The organism is Mesorhizobium sp. KR1-2 (genome assembly GCF_040045035.1).
Lineage (GTDB): Bacteria > Pseudomonadota > Alphaproteobacteria > Rhizobiales > Rhizobiaceae > Pseudaminobacter.
In genome coordinates, this window is record NZ_JBDZDS010000001.1 from 16,451 (window position 1) to 36,990 (window position 20,540).

The 20,540-nt window shown below is 62.9% G+C and carries 17 protein-coding genes and 3 pseudogenes; 12 read left to right on the forward strand and 8 right to left on the reverse strand.

Annotation, left to right across the window (positions count from 1 at the left end):
• On the forward strand, positions 1–1,317 hold the full coding sequence (gene deoA, locus ABLE85_RS00120; RefSeq protein ID WP_348791414.1) for a thymidine phosphorylase: 1,317 nt from the start codon (positions 1–3) through the stop codon (positions 1,315–1,317).
• A 91-nt stretch (positions 1,318–1,408) separates the two neighbouring features.
• Here the strand turns inward: deoA and ABLE85_RS00125 are convergent, their stop codons facing one another.
• From ABLE85_RS00125 to ABLE85_RS00140, 4 genes are all read right to left on the reverse strand, one after another.
• The gene (locus ABLE85_RS00125; RefSeq protein WP_348790667.1) at positions 1,409–1,801 is read right to left on the reverse strand and encodes a GFA family protein; all 393 of its coding nucleotides are present in this window, start codon (positions 1,799–1,801) and stop codon (positions 1,409–1,411) included.
• 85 nt (positions 1,802–1,886) lie between these two features.
• Positions 1,887–2,432, reverse strand: a complete 546-nt coding sequence (locus ABLE85_RS00130; RefSeq protein ID WP_348790668.1) for a TIGR02281 family clan AA aspartic protease — start codon at positions 2,430–2,432, stop codon at positions 1,887–1,889.
• A gap of 132 nt (positions 2,433–2,564) precedes the next feature.
• Positions 2,565–3,191, reverse strand: coding sequence for a uracil phosphoribosyltransferase (upp, locus tag ABLE85_RS00135; RefSeq protein WP_348790669.1), 627 nt, complete (start codon positions 3,189–3,191; stop codon positions 2,565–2,567).
• 117 nt (positions 3,192–3,308) lie between these two features.
• Positions 3,309–4,283, reverse strand: a complete 975-nt coding sequence (locus tag ABLE85_RS00140; RefSeq protein WP_348790670.1) for an adenosine deaminase — start codon at positions 4,281–4,283, stop codon at positions 3,309–3,311.
• 119 nt (positions 4,284–4,402) lie between these two features.
• Between ABLE85_RS00140 and ubiE the strand changes: the two genes are divergently transcribed.
• From ubiE to ABLE85_RS00175, 7 genes are all read left to right on the forward strand, one after another.
• A complete protein-coding gene (gene ubiE, locus ABLE85_RS00145; protein ID WP_348790671.1) occupies positions 4,403–5,179 on the forward strand; it encodes a bifunctional demethylmenaquinone methyltransferase/2-methoxy-6-polyprenyl-1,4-benzoquinol methylase UbiE in 777 nt (258 codons plus the stop codon).
• A 13-nt stretch (positions 5,180–5,192) separates the two neighbouring features.
• Entirely contained in the window at positions 5,193–6,767 is a 1,575-nt protein-coding gene (ubiB, locus tag ABLE85_RS00150) for a 2-polyprenylphenol 6-hydroxylase (protein WP_348790672.1), read from the forward strand.
• An 84-nt stretch (positions 6,768–6,851) separates the two neighbouring features.
• The gene (locus ABLE85_RS00155; protein ID WP_348790673.1) at positions 6,852–7,124 is read left to right on the forward strand and encodes a hypothetical protein; all 273 of its coding nucleotides are present in this window, start codon (positions 6,852–6,854) and stop codon (positions 7,122–7,124) included.
• Positions 7,121–7,522: a type II toxin-antitoxin system VapC family toxin gene (locus tag ABLE85_RS00160; protein WP_348790674.1), complete on the forward strand. Its 402-nt coding sequence runs from the start codon at positions 7,121–7,123 to the stop codon at positions 7,520–7,522. Before ABLE85_RS00155 ends, ABLE85_RS00160 begins: the two co-directional genes overlap by 4 nt.
• A gap of 13 nt (positions 7,523–7,535) precedes the next feature.
• Positions 7,536–8,753, forward strand: coding sequence for a bifunctional phosphopantothenoylcysteine decarboxylase/phosphopantothenate--cysteine ligase CoaBC (gene coaBC / locus ABLE85_RS00165; RefSeq protein WP_348790675.1), 1,218 nt, complete (start codon positions 7,536–7,538; stop codon positions 8,751–8,753).
• A gap of 130 nt (positions 8,754–8,883) precedes the next feature.
• Positions 8,884–9,489, forward strand: coding sequence for a glutathione transferase GstA (gene gstA / locus ABLE85_RS00170; protein ID WP_348790676.1), 606 nt, complete (start codon positions 8,884–8,886; stop codon positions 9,487–9,489).
• 342 nt (positions 9,490–9,831) lie between these two features.
• Positions 9,832–12,063 carry a methyl-accepting chemotaxis protein gene (locus tag ABLE85_RS00175; RefSeq protein ID WP_348790677.1) on the forward strand — a complete coding sequence of 744 codons (2,232 nt, stop codon included), beginning with the start codon at positions 9,832–9,834 and terminating at the stop codon, positions 12,061–12,063.
• A 39-nt stretch (positions 12,064–12,102) separates the two neighbouring features.
• Here ABLE85_RS00175 and ABLE85_RS00180 read toward each other — a convergent pair whose 3' ends face one another.
• Together ABLE85_RS00180 and ABLE85_RS00185 are read right to left on the reverse strand one after the other, a co-directional pair.
• On the reverse strand, positions 12,103–12,273 hold the full coding sequence (locus ABLE85_RS00180) for a hypothetical protein (RefSeq protein WP_348790678.1): 171 nt from the start codon (positions 12,271–12,273) through the stop codon (positions 12,103–12,105).
• Positions 12,274–12,289: 16 nt separating this feature from the next.
• Positions 12,290–12,655: pseudogene (locus ABLE85_RS00185) on the reverse strand (IS110 family transposase); the annotation flags it as partial.
• A gap of 73 nt (positions 12,656–12,728) precedes the next feature.
• On the opposite strand from ABLE85_RS00185, the pseudogene ABLE85_RS00190 reads away from it, so the two are divergent.
• Positions 12,729–13,156, forward strand: a pseudogene (locus ABLE85_RS00190) (transposase); the annotation flags it as partial.
• A 154-nt stretch (positions 13,157–13,310) separates the two neighbouring features.
• Here the strand turns inward: ABLE85_RS00190 and ABLE85_RS00195 are convergent.
• Entirely contained in the window at positions 13,311–14,585 is a 1,275-nt protein-coding gene (locus ABLE85_RS00195) for a hypothetical protein (RefSeq protein WP_348790679.1), read from the reverse strand.
• A gap of 588 nt (positions 14,586–15,173) precedes the next feature.
• Here ABLE85_RS00195 and ABLE85_RS00200 point away from each other — a divergent pair.
• The 3 genes and pseudogenes from ABLE85_RS00200 to ABLE85_RS00210 form a co-directional block, all read left to right on the forward strand.
• Positions 15,174–15,284 (forward strand): annotated as a pseudogene (locus tag ABLE85_RS00200) (IS110 family transposase); the annotation flags it as partial.
• A gap of 147 nt (positions 15,285–15,431) precedes the next feature.
• Positions 15,432–17,156, forward strand: a complete 1,725-nt coding sequence (locus ABLE85_RS00205) for a diguanylate cyclase (protein WP_348790680.1) — start codon at positions 15,432–15,434, stop codon at positions 17,154–17,156.
• A 320-nt stretch (positions 17,157–17,476) separates the two neighbouring features.
• The gene (locus tag ABLE85_RS00210) at positions 17,477–17,770 is read left to right on the forward strand and encodes a helix-turn-helix transcriptional regulator (protein WP_348790681.1); all 294 of its coding nucleotides are present in this window, start codon (positions 17,477–17,479) and stop codon (positions 17,768–17,770) included.
• Positions 17,771–18,033: 263 nt separating this feature from the next.
• Here the strand turns inward: ABLE85_RS00210 and gyrB are convergent, their stop codons facing one another.
• The gene (gene gyrB, locus ABLE85_RS00215) at positions 18,034–20,481 is read right to left on the reverse strand and encodes a DNA topoisomerase (ATP-hydrolyzing) subunit B (RefSeq protein WP_348790682.1); all 2,448 of its coding nucleotides are present in this window, start codon (positions 20,479–20,481) and stop codon (positions 18,034–18,036) included.
• Positions 20,482–20,540 lie beyond the last annotated feature (59 nt).

The window sequence follows — 20,540 nt, forward strand, 5'->3', positions numbered from 1 at the left end:
CTGCTTCCGCAGGAAATCATCCGCCGCAAGCGCGACGGCAAGCCGCTCTCCGCCGAGGAGATCGCCGGCTTCGTCCACGGGCTGACCTCGGGCACGGTGTCGGAGGGGCAGGTGGCTGCGCTTGCCATGGCCGTCTTCTTCAACGGCATGAGCCGCGACGAGGCGGTGCCGCTGACGCTCGCCATGCGCGATTCCGGCGACGTACTCGACTGGTCGGATCTGCCCGGCCCGGTCACCGACAAGCATTCCACCGGCGGCGTCGGAGACAATGTCTCGCTGATGCTGGCGCCCATCGTGGCGGCCTGCGGCGCCTATGTGCCGATGATCTCCGGCCGCGGCCTCGGCCACACCGGCGGCACGCTCGACAAGATGGATTCCATCCCCGGCTATGTCAGCCAGCCCGACAACAAGCTGTTTCGCGACGCGGTGCTGAAGACTGGTTGCGCCATCATCGGCCAGACGGCCAACCTCGCGCCGGCCGACAAGCGGGTCTATTCGATCCGCGACGTGACGGCGACCGTCGAATCCATTCCGCTCATCACCGCCTCGATCCTGTCCAAGAAATTGGCAGCGGGTCTGCAGTCGCTGGTGCTCGACGTCAAGGTCGGCAACGGCGCCTTCATGGCCAAGAGCCGCGATGCCACAGCACTTGCGACCAGCCTGGTCGAGGTGGCGAATGGCGCCGGCTTGCCCACCTCGGCGCTGATCACCGACATGAGCGAGCCGCTGGCCTCGGCCGCCGGCAATGCGGTTGAGGTGCAGAACGCGGTCGATTTCCTCACCGGCCGGCATCGCGACCGTCGGCTGGAAGAGGTCACTCTGGCGCTGGCCGCCGAGATGCTGCAGCAGGCAGGTATCGCTGCGTCCATCCAGGAAGGCGAACGGCGCGCGCGGCAGGCGCTGGACAGCGGTTCGGCGGCTGAAGTGTTTTCGCGCATGGTGGCGGCGCTTGGCGGGCCGTCGGACTTTGTCGAGAACTGCGCTTCCTATCTGCCCAGGGCCAAGACGGAATTCACGGTGAAAGCGCCGCGCGGCGGCTTCGTGACCAACATCGAGACGCGCGACGTCGGCATGGCCGTCGTGGCGCTCGGCGGCGGCCGTACCAAGCCGGAAGACAGCGTCGACCACACCGTGGGCATCACCCGGCTGCTGCCGGTGGGCGCGGAGGTGCGGGCCGGCGAGGCGCTGGCGCTGGTGCATGCGCGCAACGAGGCGGATGCCGAGCGCGCGGCGGCTTCGGTGCTGGCCGCCTACACGCTGGGGGATGCGAGGCCGGCTCCGCGCAAGGCCGTGGTGAGACGCATCGCGCCGAGGTGAGCGGCGTCGCTCACCTTTGCGGGACGGGATAGGCCGCTTTAACTGCGTTTGAGTTCCTTCCGGGAGTGCCCCTTCGCGCCATTCGTGCGACCTACTCCTCCGAGCGACTCGTGGCGTCGCGATCGCGGTCGTATCGTCTCGTGAGCGGAAACGGCGGCAACCAGGACTCGCGACGGACGGTCCAGAGTTCGTAGGTCGGCTTCAGTTGGTCGGGGGCATCCAGCGATCCGAGGTTCACTTCGATTTCGTCCGCGCTGCGTGAAAAAACGGACGAGCCGCAACGGGGACAGAAAAACCGCCCGGCGTAGTCGCGTGTTTCGCCATCGATCGCCACCGCATCCTGAGGGAATATCGCGGAAGCGTGGAAAAGGGCACCGTGATGCTTGCGGCAGTCGAGACAGTGACAAAGCCCGACCCGGATTGGGGCCCCCGACGCGACAATTCGGACGTTGCCGCACAGGCAACCGCCCGTGAATCGGTCCATGCTGCGTCTCCTCTAAAGTCACGCGGTCGGAAAGTTTAGGAGGAACGGCGCCGTCATTGCAATTGGACGCGAAAAGCGCCGGCGCCTATTGCACCATCAGCAGCGTGCGGTTCTCGACCTGATACTTGCCGAGGCGATTCAGAAAATTCATGCCGATCAGCGTGCTGGAAAGAGCCCGGTCGTCCATCACCACGGCCTGCACCTTGTCGAGCGAGATTTGCCCGACCTGCAGCCGGTCGATGGTGACGAATGCGGCGCGCGCGACGCCGTTGGCGGTGTCGACTTCCTGATTGTACTCCAGCTGTGCTGGCGAAATGCCGATGCGCCGCGCGGTGGAGCGGTTGATCGCCACCAGAGTGGCGCCGGTGTCGATCATGGCTTCCACGGAGCGGCCGTTCATCTTGAAGTCGGCGGTGAAATGGCCGCGATAGTCTGCGGCCAGCCGCACCTTGCGTCCGCTGGTCTCGCCCGGCCGCAACGACACCGGCTGTGGCGTCGCCGGTTCCGTGTATGCGGCGCCCAAATAGGGGCGCAGCAGGCGACTGACCGTCTCCTGGTTCGATTCGTAGAGCGTCGGGAACGACGCCGAGGTTCCCGCGCAAACGGAAAAGATGATCAACTTGCGGAACATGAGCCACCCTGTTCTTTTTTGGGTGACCCTACGTGCGCATGGTGTCGGCGGCTTTAACGCCGGCGATGTTCGGCCGCAATCCGCAGGGAATTCGGCGGGTGTCCTTAACCGCCGGTAAAACGGCGCGAAAGGCTACTTGGTGCCGTAGAGGCGGTCGCCGGCGTCGCCCAGGCCGGGAAGTATGTAACCCTTCTCGTTGAGCTGGCGGTCGATCGCGGCGGTGTAGACCGGCACGTCCGGGTGGGCCTTGGTGAAGCGTTCGATGCCTTCGGGCGCGGCCAGCAGGCACAGATAGCGCATGTTGGTGGCGCCGCGCTCCTTCAGCTTGTCGATGGCCGCGATCGCGGAATTGGCGGTCGCCAGCATCGGGTCGACGACGATGATCAGGCGGTTGGCGAGGTCGCTCGGCGCCTTGAAGAAATACTCCACCGCCTCGAGCGTGTCGTGGTCGCGATAGAGACCGATATGAGCGACGCGCGCGGCCGGCACCAGGTCGAGCAGACCTTCCAAAAGCCCGTTGCCGGCGCGCAGGACCGAGGCGAAGACCAGCTTCTTGCCTTCCAGGATCGGCGCTTCCATCGTCTCGATGGGCGTCTCGATGCTCTTGGTGGTGAGCTCCAGGTCGCGCGTCACCTCATAGCCGAGCAGCAGCGAGATCTCGCGGAGCAGCCGCCGGAAGCTGGCGGTCGACGTTTCCTTGTCGCGCATGATGGTGAGCTTGTGCTGGACAAGCGGGTGGTCGACGACAATGACGCCCATTGAAATTCGCTCCTGAAGGTTCTGCTGCCGGGCAATATTATCGGCTGCCGCGGGTCGGCGAAACCGCCTAGCACGCGCCAGCCACAGATTTGTCGCGCCTTCTTGCCCTGAACCGCTCTAACGCTGGCGACCGTCGAGCTTGGCCAGAAGGGTGGCCTTGGTCTTGCGGTCGACGAAAGCGGCCTCGATCGCCGTGCGGGTCACGGCGGCGAGCGCCTTGTCGTTCATGCCGAAATGGGTGGCGGCGATCTCGTACTCGCGCTTCAGCGTGGTCCAGAAATAGGGCGGGTCGTCGGAGTTGAGCGTCACCTTGCAACCGGCCTCCTGCAGCTTCAGGAAGGGGTGGCTGGCGAAATCCTCGAACACCTTGAGCGCGATGTTCGATCCGGGGCAGCATTCCAGTACCACGCCCTCGTCGGCGATGCGCTTGACGAGGTCCGGGTTCTCGATGGCGCGCACGCCATGGCCGATGCGCGAGGGGCGGATATGATCGAGCGCGGCCTTCACGCTCTCCCAGCCGCCGAACTCGCCGGCATGCACGGTAATGCCCAGCCCCGCCTCGCGCGCGATCTCGAAAGCGCGCACATAGTCTTCCATGTCGCCGTGGCGCTCGTCGCCGGCAACGCCGAAGCCGGTCACGAGCGGGTGGTCGCACTTGGCTGCGAAGCGCGCCGCCGCCTCGATCGATTCGACGCCGACATGGCGCACGCCGGTCACGATCATGCGGCCCTCGATGCCGGTCTTGTCGCGGGCGCGCGTAATGCCTTCACCCAGCGCGTCGGTGTAGGCCTTTGGCGACAGCCCGGCCTTGATGGCATGGTCGGGAGAGGTGAAGACCTCAGAATAGATCGCGCCGTCGCGCGCCAGGCTGGTCAGGTAGTGGTCGGCCAGCCGCGCATAGTCCTCCTCGGTTCGGAAGAGGTCGGAGGCGACGTCGTAGGCCGCGAGAAAGCTGGTGAAATCATGCCAGACGAAAGAGCCGTCGCGAATGACGTGGGAGACGTCCTTGCCATATTTCGCGGCCTGTTTCAGCACTAGCTCGGGCGCTGCCGCACCCTCGATGTGGCAGTGCAATTCCGCTTTCAAAGGCATTTTGTCTCCCTCTCGCAACCCGCATTCCGAAAAGCGCGGCTCTTCACCGCGCCTTAAACAATAGCGTTGCCCACCGTGATCGGCTATGGTCCCGCCGGATTTAAGGCGGATCGGAAAAAATGTCAGAGCAACGGACCACGGCGGCCGGGGGCATGGAAACCTCCTATGGTTTCAAGAGCGTAGACCAGGCCGAGAAGCAGGGATTGGTCAACGAAGTTTTCCACCGCGTCGCCGGCCGCTACGACCTGATGAACGACCTGATGTCGGGCGGCCTGCACCGGCTGTGGAAGGATGCCATGGTGGCCTGGCTCAACCCGCCCAAGCGCGCGGGCTGGAAGGTGCTGGACGTGGCCGGCGGCACCGGAGACATCTCTTTCCGCATCATCGAAGCTTCGCATCGCCAGGCGCATGCCACCGTGCTCGACATCAACGGCTCCATGCTGGCGGTCGGCAAGGAGCGCGCCGAAAAGCGCGGGCTTGCCGCCAATACCGATTTCGTCGAGGCGAATGCCGAGGAACTGCCCTTCGACGACGAGACCTTCGACGCCTTCACGATCGCCTTCGGCATCCGCAACGTGCCGCGCATAGACGTGGCGCTTTCGGAGGCCTATCGCGTGCTGAAGCCTGGCGGCCGCTTCCTGTGCCTGGAGTTTTCGGAGGTGGACATGCCGGTGCTCGACAAGATCTACGAGCAGTGGTCGTTCAACGCCATTCCGCGCATCGGACAGATGGTGACCGGCGACGGCGAGCCCTACAGCTATCTGGTCGAATCGATCCGCAAGTTCCCCAACCAGCCCAACTTCGCCGCGATGATCTCGCGCGCCGGCTTCGACCGTGTGACATATCGGAACTATTCGGGCGGCATTGCCGCGCTGCATTCCGGCTGGAAGCTTTGACGGAAGCCTGCGCATGACTTCGATAGGGGCCGCTTTCCGGCTGGTCAGGGCGGGATGGATTCTCACGCGTGAGGGCGTCGTCGCGGCATTGCCCGGCGAGGACATGACGGGCCTGCCGAAATTCGGCTGGCGCGTGGCGAAGCTTTTGACGCGCGGCGGCGCCCGCCGCCGCCAGCGCTCCGAGCGGCTGGCCGGCGCGGTGGCGCGGCTGGGGCCATCGTATGTCAAGCTCGGCCAGTTCCTGGCGACCCGGCCCGACGTAGTCGGCAACGACATCGCGCTCGACCTCGCCCTGCTGCAGGACCGCATGGAAACCTTCCCAAGGCAGCAGGCGGTGCATGCCATCGAAGGCTCGCTGGGGCGGCCGATCGACGACCTGTTCGTCGAGTTGGGCGCGCCGGTGGCGGCAGCGTCAATCGCCCAGGTGCACACCGCCGAGGTGCGCAATGGTGGTGGGGAAGCGAAGGTGGCCGTCAAGGTCATCCGGCCGGGCGTGCGCAAAGCCTTCCAGCACGACCTTGAAAGCTTCTTCCTCGCAGCGCGCCTGCAGGAGCGATACATCCCCTCCAGCCGCCGGCTGAAGCCTGTCGAGGTGACCGAGACGCTGGCGCAGACCACCCGCATCGAGATGGATCTGCGCCTGGAGGCGGCGGCGCTGTCGGAAATCCGGGAAAATACGCGCGAGGACCCCGGCTTTCGCGTGCCCGAGGTCGACTGGGAACGCACCGGCCGCGACGTGCTGACGATGGAGTGGGTTGACGGCATCAAGATGAGCGATGTCGAAGGCTTGCGCGCCGCCGGTTACGACCTGCCGCTGATCGCCTCAAACCTGGTCCAGTCCTTCCTGCGCCACACGTTGCGCGACGGCTTCTTCCATGCCGACATGCATCCGGGCAACCTGTTCGTGGAGGCCGATGGAACCATCGTTGCTGTCGATCTCGGTATCTCCGGGCGGCTCGGCAAGAAGGAGCGGCACTTCCTGGCGGAAATCCTCTACGGCTTCATCACCCGCAATTATGTGCGCGTGGCCGAGGTGCATTTCGAGGCGGGCTATGTGCCGCGCAAGCACAATGTGGCAGCCTTCGCCCAGGCCATCCGTGCCATCGGCGAGCCGATCCATGGCCAGCCGGCCGAGACCATCTCCATGGCCAAGCTGCTGACCCTGTTGTTCGAAGTCACCGAACTGTTCGACATGCAGACGCGGCCCGAACTGATCCTGCTGCAGAAGACCATGGTGGTCGTGGAAGGCGTGGCCCGCACGCTCGATCCGCATTTCAACATGTGGAAGACGTCCGAGCCGGTGGTGGGCAGCTGGATCGCCGACAATCTGGGGCCGCGCGGCATGCTGAGCGACGCACGCGACGGCGTGAACGCGCTGCTTTCGCTCGCCCGCCAGGCGCCGGATTTCGCCGCCCGCACCGAGCGCCTATCGCGCGAGATCGACGCCATGGCCGAGCACGGCCTGCGCTTTGACGAAGCCACCGCCCAAGCCATCGGCAAGGCCGAGGCGCGCCACACCCGCTGGGGCCGCGCGGCGCTGTGGGTGATCGCGCTGGCGCTGATCTGGATCGGCTGGAGGCTGGTGTAGGGGCCTAGGTGACAGCATTGCTAGCAGTGCTGTCATTGAAGGCATGGGCAAGGCGCGCTATCTTTCATGGATAGGAGCAAGGCCATGGGCACTTTGACGATCCGCAATCTCGATGACGCGGTGAAGATGGAACTGCGCAAGCGCGCTGCTGAGCGCGGCGTTTCCATGGAGCAGGAAGCGCGGGACCGACTCCGCCAGTCGCTTCGCTCGGACCAGGCCGCCGCTTCCGACGGTGAACGCGGATGGCGGCTGAAGGCGACGGTCGACGACATCCTGGCGCTCGGCCGCAAACCGGAACGGCCGATCGATCACAAGGCCGAGTCTGATGCCCTCTATGATTACCTCGATACGCAATGAGGCTCATCGTCGACACCTCGGTCGTGATTGCGATTCTTCGGGCTGAGGACGATGCGCGGTTGCTGGTCGAAACGCTGGGAACCGCTACCCAGCGCATGATGAGCGCGGGCAGCTATCTCGAGGCGGGCGTTGTGATGGCGCGGCGGGACGGTCGTCAGGACGTTCTCGATGAATTCATTAAGCGCGTGGAGATCGAAGTCGCAGCGGTGACGGAGGCCGAGGCGAAGGAAGGATTGCGCGCATACCAGCAATTTGGCCGAGGCAGCGGTCATGCCGCCAATCTGAATTTCGGCGACTGCTTTTCCTATGCGCTTGCCAAGACCCGCAACCTGCCTCTGCTTTTCAAAGGCGACGATTTCATCCATACGGATATCGAACCGGCCCTGAGGCCGGCGTGAGGGCGGGCAAGGCATGACACTTTCGGGCAAGCGCATTCTGCTCATCATCGGCGGCGGCATAGCGGCCTACAAGTCGCTCGACCTCATCCGCCGCCTGCGCGAGCGGGGCGCGTCGGTGCGCTGCGTCATGACCGGTGCCGCGCAGCAGTTCGTCACGCCGCTTGCAGTGGGCGCGCTCAGCGCCGACCATGTCTTCACCGATCTCTTCGACCGTCAGGACGAGCAGGACGTCGGCCACATCCGCCTGTCGCGCGAGGCCGACCTGATCGTGGTGGCGCCAGCAACGGCCGATCTGATGGCCAAGCTCGCCAACGGGCTCGCCAACGATCTTGCCTCCGCCGTGTTGCTCGCCACCGACAAGCCGGTGCTTATGGCACCGGCGATGAACCCGAAAATGTGGGCGCATCCGGCGACGCGGCGCAACCATGCGACGCTCAAGATGGACGGCGTCGCCTTCGTCGGCCCCAACAAGGGCGAGATGGCCGAGAGCGGAGAGGCCGGCGAGGGGCGCATGGCCGAGCCGCTGGAGATCGTGGCGGCCATCGAGGCGCAGTTCGACACGCGTCCGAAGCCGCTCACGGGCCGCAGGATAATCGTCACTTCCGGCCCCACGCATGAGCCGATCGACCCGGTGCGCTACATCGCCAACCGCTCGTCGGGCAAGCAGGGCCACGCGATCGCGGCGGCGCTCGCCAAGCTCGGCGCCGATGTGCGGCTGGTGTCCGGCCCGGTCATCATTCCCGACCCGGCCGGCGTGCAGACCACGCATGTCGAGACCGCGCGCGAAATGCGCGACGCCGTGGAGGGCCTGCTGCCGGCGGACGCCGCCGTGTTCGTGGCGGCCGTTGCCGACTGGCGTACCGCCAATTCGGCGGATGAAAAAATCAAGAAGGTTCCGGGCGAGGGCCCGCCAGCACTGCAGATGGTGGAGAACCCGGACATCCTCGCCACCATCGGCCACCACAGGAACCGGCCCTATCTCGTGGTCGGCTTTGCGGCCGAGACCCAGAACATCGTCGCCAATGCCGAGGCGAAGCTCAAGAAGAAGGGCGCCGATTTCATCGTCGCCAACGATGTTTCGGACGCGGGCGGCGCCATGGGCGGCGACCGCAACCGGGTGAAGATCATCTCCAAGGCCGGCATCGAGGAATGGCCCGACATGAGCAAGGCCGAGGTCGCCGAACGGCTGGCCGAGGTTATCGCCGAACGCCTGAAGACCACCACGGTTTAGCCGGCGTCCCGCAGTCTCCGAACCACCGCTGTCTTTCGCCTGAACACGCAGTGTTTATCGCACGCGGACTTGGCGGCCTGGCGCGCGCGTGCGAGACGGGCGCGCCAATCCATTTGGAGACATTCTTGAAATGAAGCTTTTCTACATGCCCGGCGCCTGCTCGCTGGCTCCGCACATCGTTGCCAACGAAGCCGGTCTGGACTTCGAACTCATCAAGGTCGACGGCAAGAGCAAGAAGACCGAGGCCGACCAGGATTTTCTCGCCACCAACCCGAACGGCTATGTGCCGGCGCTGGTGCTGGCCGATGGCGAGCTGATGACCGAGGCATCCGTGCTGGTGCAGTACCTCGCCGACCAGAAGCCCGAAAGCGGGCTGATGCCCAAGGCCGGCGAGATGGCGCGTTACCGCGTCCAGCAGTGGCTGGCCTTCATTTCGACCGAGCTGCACAAGGCCTTCGGCCCCTTCTTCCGGCCCGACACGCCCGAGGCGACCAAAGAGTCGAACCGCGCGCATCTGGCGAAGCGCCTGGCCTATGTCGACCAGAAGCTCGAGGGCCGGCCCTACCTGATGGGCGAGGCCTTCAGTGCCGCTGATGCCTATCTGTGGACCGTGCTCGGCTGGGCCAAGTATATCGGCTTCGACTTGTCGTCCTTCGCCAACATCCAGCGTTTCCTTGGCACTGTCGCCGCCCGCCCGGCGGTGCAGCAGTCCCTGCGCGAGGAAGGCCTGGCTTGAGGCAAGGCGCGCCATCGCGAGGCCGTGGCCTCGCGATGGCGACTCGACGAAGAAGCTCGAACGCGTCCCGAAACAGTTCGTCTCCGAAGACTTTCGTTCCTGTGATGCAGCTGCTGCAAGCTGAAGACCTGCGGCAAGCATTGATCGAACAAGTGCTTGAACGATCGCGCCGAAAACTTGGGTTTTCTGCTTGAGATTCACAATCGGCGTTAGCTTTTTGGAAACAACCGACGCGCTATCGATCCCTTACGAATGAATCCGCCCTAAGCCCCCTTCCGGGCAAGTTTCGTTCTTGGGAAGATATCCCGGTGGACCTTCCGCCGGGTTACAGGGAGGAATTCGATGTTTCCAAAGACAGCAACCGGCCGCAACATGTTTGCCATCGTGGCGACCGGTGTCCTAACCACGGTCGCCACAGCGGGGGTCCTGGTTTGGCTCGCGCATGGAGCGCTGGAAGAGCGTTCCTTGTCCGAAATGACGAATATTGCCGAGGAAAGCGCAAGGCGAGTCGAGACCTACTTCAGCCGCGTGGAACAATTAACGCACAACGCCAGGTCGAGCCTTTATGCGGCCAAAGATGGTACGATTCCGGATCGGGACGCCACGAACCGCTTGTTCGAGCGTTGGATGCAAGACAATACCTTCGCTCTTGGCCTCAGCACTTGTTGGGAGCCCAACGCTTTCGACGGAAAGGATGCGGAGTATCGCAATGCGCCCGGGCATGACGATAGCGGCCGTTACGTTCCCTATTTCGTGCGGAACAATGGCAAGGTCGAATTGGAGGCCTTGGTCGACTACGAGAAGCCAGGTGATGGCGATTGGTACCTCGTCCCCAAGAAGACGGGCAAGGAAGTGCTGATGGAACCCTTCAGCTACAACATTGCTGGCAAGGATGTCATGATGACCTCCTACATGGTGCCGTTGCTTTTCAACGGTACATTCCGGGGGACGGTGGGTGTGGACATCTCGCTCGACAGCCTTGGCGACGACCTGTCCAAGATCAAGCCGCTGGGGCAAGGCTATGTGGCGCTCGTCACCGGCAACGGCGGCATCGTCAGCTACCCCGAAGCGTCTGTTCGCGGAAAGGACCTCAACGATTCCGGCCTCGACTCCGCCGCTTGGAAAAGCCTGATTGCAAATCCGGACAAGCCGGCAAGTATCGTCGAAACCTCGGGCGAGGCTAGCATTGCCGTCGCGGTTCCGGTCCGTTTGCTGCCAGATACCACGTGGTACACCGTGGTCTCGGTACCGCAATCTGTCTTGTTTGCGAGCCTGTCGTCGCTCGTCATCACGTCGATCGCCATCATCGCACTTGCGGCAGGCTTGATGACCGCCGTTGGCTTGCTGCTTGCCGCGCGCTTCCGCAAGCGCCTCGACAAGGTCATTACCGCCACCGTCGGAATAGCCTCCGGCAAGACCGATGTCGATCTTTCGGAATCAGTGAAGAAGGACGAGATCGGCGAGATGGCGCGCTCGCTGGGGGTCCTCCGCGATGCAACGCTCGCCAAGAGCCGGTTGGAAATGGAAGCGGCAGAAGCGCGGGAGCGCGATGCAAAGGAGGAGCAGCGCCGTGCGGCGGAAGCCGCCGAACGGGAGCGTCAGACGCGGTTTGCAGTCGACTCTTTGGCTGAAGCCCTGCAGAAGCTTGCCGACGGCGATACGACCCATCGGATCGAAGACCACTTCGCAGGCTCGCTCGACCAGGTCCGGTTGGACTTCAACTCTTCGGCCGAGAAGCTGCAGATGACCTTGCTTTCCGTCGGTGAGAACGCGCAGGCCATTCAAGCCGGATCCGGTGAAATCCGGGCAGCCTCTGACGATCTAGCGACACGCACCGAGCAACAAGTGGCAGCGGTGGAGCAGACTGCCGCGGCGGTCGAGGAAATCAGCTCCTCGCTCAAAGACACCTCGAAGCGTGCGGAAGAAGTCGGCGGTCTCGTTGAAGGCACACGGGTGAGTGCCGAGAAGTCAGGCGAGGTTGTGAAGCGCGCCGTGGTCGCCATGAGCGGCATCGAGAGTTCGTCGAAGGAAATCTCGAACATCATCGGTGTGATCGACGAGATCGCATTTCAGACCAACCTGCTCGCGCTGAACGCCGGCGTGGAAGCGGCGCGGGCTGGTGATGCGGGCAGGGGGTTTGCCGTGGTCGCTCAGGAGGTCCGGCAGCTCGCGCAGCATTCGGCGACGGCCGCGCGGGAAATAAAAATGCTGATCAACAAATCCGGCGAGCAGGTCAACACGGGCGTCGAACTGGTCAGCGAGACCGGCGCAGCTCTGGATGAGATCGCCAGCCGGGTGAGCCAGATCGACCAGAACGTGGCGGCCATCATCATTGCCGCCCGTGAGCAGGCGACCTCGCTGAACGAGATCAGCTCGGCAATCAATTCCATCGACCAGGGAACGCAGCGCAATGCCGCAATGGTGGAGGAGCAGACTGCCGCCAGCCATGCGCTGGCAAACGAAGTGGTTGCTCTGAACGACCTTCTTGCCCAGTTCCGCACGGGCAACAAGCCCTCCCACGCCGCTCGAGTTCATCATGGCGGGAATGTCAGCGTGCTGGCCGGAGCCAGGTAAGTCGCGCCGAATTATTCCGGCAACTTATCCAGTTGGGCATCAATGGCGGCCGGTCCGCCATTGATGCATGGCTTCAGCAAGCTTTTCTGGAGGAACTGCGGTTGTATCGACCGGCAGCATGCCGGACTTCTGGTTCTTGCCATCATCTACAGCATTGGTGCGGCGACTCTGTTCGCGTGCGTCGATGCGCGCTACGCGGCCATCAGACAATCGACGCTTGAGTTCGGTCTCTGACTGCTGCCACCAGTGCGGTGGCGTTCAGCGCTCCGATGCCGGGGATGGCTGTCAGCCGCCGGGCCCGGTCGTCGGTCCGGGCCATAGCTCTGGCATCGCGATCATCATTCTTCTGCGCCTTGACGTAAGGTCGCACTTACTCCGGAGACTTCAGCCGAACCTCATGTCCCAGCGCCGCTAGCGACGGCCCCATGTGATGGGCGCCGCAGCAGGCTTCCATCACCATGGTGCAGAGCGGTAGCTTTGCGGCAAACGCAATCACGCCATCTCGGCGCATCCCTTGTCGCACGACCACCGACCCATCCGCGTCGAAAGCGACGACACTACAACTGTTCTTGCCCAGGTCGATGCCGAGGATCGATGCCGAGGATCACTATGCTCATGGTCCGCTCCTTCCTTTGCTGAGAACACCGACATCCTACACAGACGTCGGCGGGAGGGGCGGGCCATCCATAAAGCGGGGGAGCACAATCAGCTCGCGCGGCGGCCGCAACGCCAAGATCCACACCCTGACCGACGGCTTGGGGCGGCCCGTCGCCAACGTCGCCGACTGCAAGGCAGGCGAGATTCTACTCGGCCAGTTGCCCGACACCGGGCGCGTTCATGCCGAGAAGGGCTATGACACCAATGCCATACGTCGTCAGGTCGGGGAGCGGGGAGCCTTCGCGAACATCCGTCAATGGCCAACCGCATCTGCAAGAATTGCTTCTCGCCTTTCCTCTACCGCGGCCGCAACGCCATAGAGCGCATGTTCTGCCGCACCAAGGACTTCAAGCGCATCGCAATTCGCTACGACCGAAACGCCACCAACTTCCTCGCCGCCGTTCACATCGCCGCGGCCGTCGCCTTCTGGTTATGAGTCCGAACCCTAACCGGTCACATGTGTCATGGAACGTGGGCACCGCAATCAAGGCAGCCCTCACAAAGGGATTCTTAATTATCCCGCGCGCTCAATGGGCTGAGTTGAAAGGGCACACCGCCCTCAAGTCTGTCGAAAGCGGCACGCCAATTCCTCAGCCGTGTTGTTGGGGTGGCCTGATGAGCTTTTCTCCGCCCCCATTCACGTGGCTTCCAGTCGCCAAAATCTTCCCATTTTTGATCGACCGCACGCGGCTGTAGGACGAACCTCCGAACTCCGGGGGGGTGCTCGGAGTCTGTGGTTTTGAAGTCTGGACATCAGTCCGTGCGCCGCTGCCGGCCCGCTGTGCCTCCGCCACGCTCGCCGTTGCCAGTGCCTCCCCAAGCCGCTGCTTCAGCGCCGCTATTTCGTCCGCGTCGGCTACGTTCTTTCTGACCGCGGTGTCGAGTTTGGCCCGCATGACTTCACTCTCTGCCCTGAAGCGCTCGCTCATAGCACCGCAACGATCCATCATCTCCTCGAGATCGGCTTCCAGGGTCATGATGCGTTCTTGGGTTTCTGCCTGCCTCACTTGCGAGAGTTCGGACTGCTTTTGCAAGCGCCTGCTTTCCTTTTCGGCATGCTCGTAGCGCACGCGCAGGTCTTCCATTTCGACTGTTTCCGCCTTGCGAATTGAGGAAAGCTCGTCGAGCTTCAGTGCGAGTTCGGAACTGCGCTGTTCCAGTCCCGCATGGCTAATCTGGTGGTTTACGCATTTTTGCCGTAGCAGTTCGGTTTCGCGCATGAGGCGGTCGGCTGTGGACGCCTTGGTTGCCAGTTCGTAGATGAGCGACGATTTTTCGGCCTCCGCGTCCGCCAGCGCGGCGCGCAAATCGATCGTTTCGACCTGGGTCCGTCCAAGCGCGATTTTCACCTCGTCGAAGTCCTTGATCAGGAGTTCGATCCGGCGCTTGTCGGCTTCGGAGGCACTTTCCTGCTGGCGTTGCAAGTGCTTCGCCTGCTCCAGCTGTTCTGACAGGTGGCGCTTTTCGGCTGAAAGCGCCATGTTCGCGTCTTCGATGCCATTCGCCCTTAGGACGGCTGTGCGTAGGTTGCCCAGGAGGCGGTTTGCCGTTTCGTGAGCGGCGCCGATGGCGGCCATGGTCGATTCTAGGACTTCAAGCCCTGCCGCGGCATCGCGCATTTCATTTTCGAAGGCGACCAAGGCTGCCAAGCTGGCCTGGGTGCCTGAAGATTGCTTGTTCGTAGGCTTCGAGCTTTCGTCGCCGGTTCCTATGTCCTGGCTGGGGTCCAATGGCCCGGGCGGTGTCTCGGCTGCGGCCAAAGCGAGCGCTTCTCCCAGCTCTTCTTCGAAGCCTGGAATATCCATTTCCGTCATTTCGTGATTTGCTTGGTGTGTCGGTGCTTTGGATTTCGAAATGCCGAACATTGGGTGCCCCCGCTCCGTCGACCATGGTCAGACAACACTCGCCTACCGATTTATTTAATGCGCAAAGTATGCGGCTGACAGTGGCAGTATCTCTGCAGCCAACTCTACTTTCCGGGTACATGAACTAGTCAATTTGTATGAAGTGCAGAACTGGCTGCCGGAGTGGTGCAGCTAGATCGACGCGACCATCGTCTGCGGCGAGCGCGCGCCTCGGTCCATCCGGAGGACCTTGTTCTGACAATACGAGAATCCGCGACACTGAGAAATTTCCCTCGTTTAATTGTCGTATTGCAAATACCACAATTAAGCGACCATACTCATGGTCAAGAGTGAGAGGAATGGTCATGAGTGAAAAAAGCGACGGAAGCACCCTTCTCCCCATGCTGGTCAGCGGCCTAGTTCTAGTCGTGGTGGGCTATGTCGTGATCATGCTGTTCGTGTAAACGGAGTTTTTTCTGCTCTTCTCGACTCGTTCGGTCGAACGTTGATTTTCACTGAGAACTGATGGAGTGGATGCCCCCTCCCGACGGCATCGTGATGTGCCCAGGTGATGTTCGCGAGAACGTCACCTCGAGGAGGAGAGCATCCATGAAGGAAGTTGGCATTGTCGGCCTCGACCTTGCAAAGCGGGTCTTTCAAGTCCATGGAGCCGGCGCGGATGGCGGTGTCGTCTTCCGCCGGAAACTGTCGCGCGGTCAGGCGTCAGCACTTTGTCGGCAGTGTGGACGGATTGCCGCATGTATTGCGTTTGGGATTCCTGACTTGAGCTTTGTCTGATTCATGGGGTGCCGACCGATTTGGAGGTCGTGTAATCGCATCTCAATGTTGGGCGTGTAACCTCAATCAATGTTCTGGAATGACCTCCGAAAAGCGCTGGTGACGGCGGTTCTGAGCTTCGTAATGCTTGCATCTCTGGGCGCTGCACCCCTTGGCGCGGCTGAATCTATGGGCATTCGCAGCTCCTGCTGGATGTCCAGCAGTTTGTCGGACGACTTGGTCACTGTTGTCCGCTCGCCCAGGCGCTGGACCTGTGGAAATCGGATCTATTCGCTCGAAGGCGAGCGGACGCTGCTGCGTTTTGAAATCGGTCCACACGATGTCCTTCCCCAATATCTCTTTTCAAGGCGAAGTGCGCTCGCGGCCGTGCATCTGCTGGCAATCGACCGAGACGGCGCAATGCGCCAGACCTCCTTGTCGGCGGGGGAACTACGTAGCGCTCTGCATGGCGGGTATTTCAAGGCCTCTCTGCCGGGCATAACCCGCGACACGCTGCAGGTCGTTGTCGCGTTCGATTTGCCGAGCCACCAGATGACGCTGGAGAGAGCCTATCTGTCACCGTCTGACATCGCTCTGGGCCCGGACCTTCTGCGGTCCCTGCTTCTCTTGGCTATCCTTGCCGGAATGCTTTCCATGCCGCTCATTTTCAACGCGGCCTTCTACCGGATCCTGCGCGAGCCATTCGTGCTTTGGCATTCCATGCTCACGGTCTCTTTGCTGCTGACTATCCTGGTCTCGTCGGGTCTTGCAGTCATTCTCTTCGATCCGCCAGCAATGACGTTGAGCTGGATGACGACGGTGATCTTCGGCCTTACGGTCGCTTCCGGGGCCATGTTTACCCACAGCTTCATCGAACCCGGCCGCATGCATCCGCGCCTGCGGCGGGCGCTGGTCTATTGCGCCGCATGGGCGATGTTTCTTAGCACGGCTCACGCGGCATTTCCCTTCGTGGGGCGCTCGATTCAGTCGACAGTGTACACGGCGGCTTTTGCTCCGGTGGTCGTCATTTTCGTACTGTCAGTTGCCGATGCACTACGGCGCGGAAGTCGGGCCGCCAAGTTCCAGGCGATCGGTTACACGCCTATGATTTTGGCCGGATTGGTGCGCCTGGTCACGGGCGTGGTTCCCTGGTTGCAGAGCAATGATGCCATGCTCCTGTTCTATTTGGGTTGCGCATGCGAAGTCTTGCTCACCACACTCGGCGTCGCAGACCGCTTCATGACGATCAAGCGCCAGCGAGACCACGCGCGCTTCGAAGTTGACATGCTTGAGCGTCTGTCTGAACGCGACGCACTGACGGGATTGCTCAACCGGCGGGCAATCGAGCGGAATTTCGAGAAGTTCCGCGCCGAGGGCTACCGCACACTTGCCCTGCTCGACCTGGATCACTTCAAGGCAACCAATGATGCTCACGGCCACGTGGTCGGCGACGCCGTGCTGAAAGCCGTGGCCGAAGCGCTCCAGGCGGACCCGCAGGTTCATGCGTTCCGCCTCGGCGGAGAGGAATTCGTGCTGCTTGTGCGCGGCGAAGATGCTCAGGCCCGTGCAGAGCGTCGGCGCCAGGCGATCCCCTCCGTCGTCGCCAATGCAGTTCCAGGCCTTGGGCGACCCGTAACTGCCAGCATGGGCATGACGGATGCGTCGCCAAATGCTGACGCGGAGTTCGCAGAGCTCTACGAACAAGCCGACAGGCTGCTTTACAACGCCAAACTTGCTGGCCGCAATCGAACCAAAATTGCATTGGTGCAAGGCGCGAAGAATGGTGCGGATCTATTCTTTGATACTGTGGCTTAGTACCTTTTCAATGCCCGCTGTTGCTTCACCTCCACCTGCTTATTCGGCAGAATCTCTCGACAGCCGACCGAGTTCGAACTCGAAGAGCTCGTCTTGTTGCTGCTTGCGTATGTCCAGCGTCGCCATCTGTATGCCTTCAGCCGCGCACCAGACCAGCCATGGGCCGCGAATCCTTGATTCCCCATGGACACAGCCGCAGGCATACGGCGCCGAGCGCGTGGGCGCCTAGGCGTCCACGGCAATTTTTCTGCGGGATCCTTGCGGCCATTTTCCTATATTGCGGGCCTGGAACGGGCGGAGGTGGCTGGCTAGAAGGAGACATGAAGGTCCCCTACCAGCTACTGTGGGCGGCACGCGTGGCGCTCGACAAGAGACATGACGATCTCGCCAAGGAGGCCGGCGTCAGCGAGCGCACCTTGGTGCGCTTTGAAACGCCCCAGAGTGTTTCCGCCGACTCCCTCGAGCGGGTCCGGGCCGCACTCGAAGCGTGGGGCGTGAAGTTCCTGGCTCCAGAGGGAGGCCACGGGCCGGGGATGCGGATTCCCGAGAACACGCTGGAGCCACCGTCAGTGCGCCGGCATGAGCCTGGCAGGCGAACCGATTCCAGAAAATAGACGCCAGGCTGCGCCTTCCGCGGCTAAACGGCAGGGTCGAGGCACGACCAAGGGGGATCAGAGCGCGTTTGGACGGCCGTCAGCTATGCCGAGCTTCTAAACATATTCAGATTTGCGGCGTTAGGTAGAAAACGCACTTTTTTACCGAATGCCGCAAATTTGGGGCAGGAGAAGCGCCCAGAATACGAGTTCGAGGCGATTTCTCATTAGGCACAAATAGCTTCTCACTATTTGTGATGCCGACCAAATAATAATGCTGGTCGTCACACGTCCAGGTTTGCCACCGACAATGCGTTGTCCTGGATGAACTCGCGGCGCGGCTCCACTTCGTCGCCCATCAGGCGCGAGAACAGGCTGTCGGCGTCGGTGGCGTCCGAGACCTTGACCTGCAGCAGCGAGCGCACATTCGGGTCCAGCGTGGTTTCCCACAGCTGCTCGGCGTTCATTTCGCCAAGGCCCTTGTAGCGCTGCATGGTCAGGCCCTTGCGGCCGGTGGCGAAGATGGTGTCGAGCAGCGCCATAGGCCCGGAGATCGTCTCGGAAGTCTCCTTGCGGCGCAGAACCGGCGAACTGCCATAGATCTCGCCGAGGCGAGCCGAATAGCGGTCGAGCGCGCGTGCGTCGGCCGAATGCAACAGCCCCATGTCGAGGAAGGCGGCTTCCTTCACGCCGCGCACGGTGCGCTCCAGAATGTAGCCGCCGGGGCCTTCGTTGGAGGTCGCGGTGCGGCCATGCCAGCCGCGCTCGGTGTCTTCCGCGATCGCGTCCAGGCGTCTGGCGATGGTCTCGGCCATCTCGTTCGCGCGGGCGAGATCGTCGAGGGTCGCCGGGTTGAGCGCGCCTGCGATCGCCGCCTGTTCCACGATGCTGCGCGAATAGCGCGTGTGCAGGCCGTTGAGCAACCCGCGCACGGCCATTGCGTCGTCCACGACCGTGCGCAGGTCATGGCCGGTGCGCACCTCGCCGGAGCCGAGCGTCAGCGAGGCTTCCTCGAGCCCGGTGCCGATGAGGAATTCCTCGAAGGCGGCCTCGTTCTTGAGATATTGCGAGCTCTTGCCGCGCGAGACCTTATAGAGCGGCGGCTGCGCGATATAGAGGTGGCCGCGCTCGATCAGTTCCGGCATCTGCCGGAAGAAGAAGGTGAGCAGCAGCGTGCGGATGTGGGCGCCGTCGACGTCGGCGTCGGTCATGATGATGATCTTGTGGTAGCGCAGCTTGTCGGCGTTGAACTCGTCCTTGCCGATGGACGTGCCGAGCGCCGTGATCAGCGTGCCGATCATGTCGGACGACAGCATGCGGTCGAAGCGGGCGCGCTCCACGTTGAGGATCTTGCCGCGCAGCGGCAGGATCGCCTGGTTCTGGCGCGAGCGGCCGCCCTTGGCCGAGCCGCCTGCGGAGTCACCCTCGACGATGAAGAGTTCGGACTTGGCTGGATCGCGCTCCTGGCAGTCGGCGAGCTTGCCGGGGAGCGAAGTGATGTCGAGCACGCCCTTGCGCCGCGTAAGCTCGCGGGCCTTGCGGGCGGCCTCGCGCGCGGCAGCGGCTTCAACCACCTTGGCGATCAGGATCTTGGCTTCGGTCGGATGTTCCTCGAACCAGGTGCCGAGCGCCTCGTTGACCAGGCTTTCGACCACCGGCCGCACTTCGGAGGAAACCAGCTTGTCCTTGGTCTGCGAGGAGAATTTCGGGTCCGGCACCTTGACCGAAAGCACCGCCGTCAGGCCTTCTCGGCTGTCATCGCCCGTGATCGAGACCTTTTCCTTCTTGGTCAGGCCCGAGGTCTCGGCATAGCCGGTCACCTGGCGCGTGAGCGCGCCGCGGAAGCCGGCCAGATGCGTGCCGCCGTCGCGCTGCGGAATGTTGTTGGTGAAGCACAGCACGTTCTCGTGATAGCTGTCGTTCCACCACATCGCCACTTCTACCGTGATGCCGTCGCGCTCGGCGCGGATGGCGATGGGCGAAGGGATCAGCGGCTTCTTGGCGCGGTCGAGATACTTCACGAAGGCTTCCAGACCGCCCTGGTAGAGCAGCTCCTGGCTCTTCACGTCGGCATGGCGCTTGTCGGTCAGCACGATGCGCACGCCGGAATTCAGGAAGGCGAGCTCGCGCAGCCGATGCTCCAGCGTGTTGTAGTCGAACTCGACCATCGTGAAGGTGTCGGGCGAGGGCAGGAAGGACACTTCCGTGCCGGTCAGCTCGCCGGCATCGCCAGTTGCCGCCAGCGGGCTGTCGGGCACGCCGTGGGTGAAGGACATCTCGTGGACCTGGCCCTTGCGGCGGATCTTCAGCTTCAGCCAGAGCGACAGCGCGTTGACGACCGAGACGCCGACGCCGTGCAGACCGCCGGAAACCTTGTAGGAGTTCTGGTCGAACTTACCGCCGGCATGCAGCTGGGTCATGATGACTTCCGCCGCCGAGACGCCCTCGGAGGGGTGCAGATCAGTAGGGATGCCGCGGCCGTTGTCGGTCACCGTACAGGAGCCGTCGGGATTGAGCGTGACGGTGACCAGCGTGGCGTGGCCGGCCAGCGCCTCGTCGATGGCGTTGTCCACCACCTCGTAGACCATGTGGTGCAGGCCCGAGCCGTCGTCGGTGTCGCCAATATACATGCCGGGCCGCTTGCGCACCGCGTCCAGGCCCTTGAGGACCTTGATGGATTCGGCGCCGTATTCGGCCGGCGCACCGGCCTGGGTCTCGGTCGTATCGCTCATGAAATACTTTCGTCTCTCTGTCGCGGGACGGGCGCGCGCGAAGTCTCCCCGAATCGCGC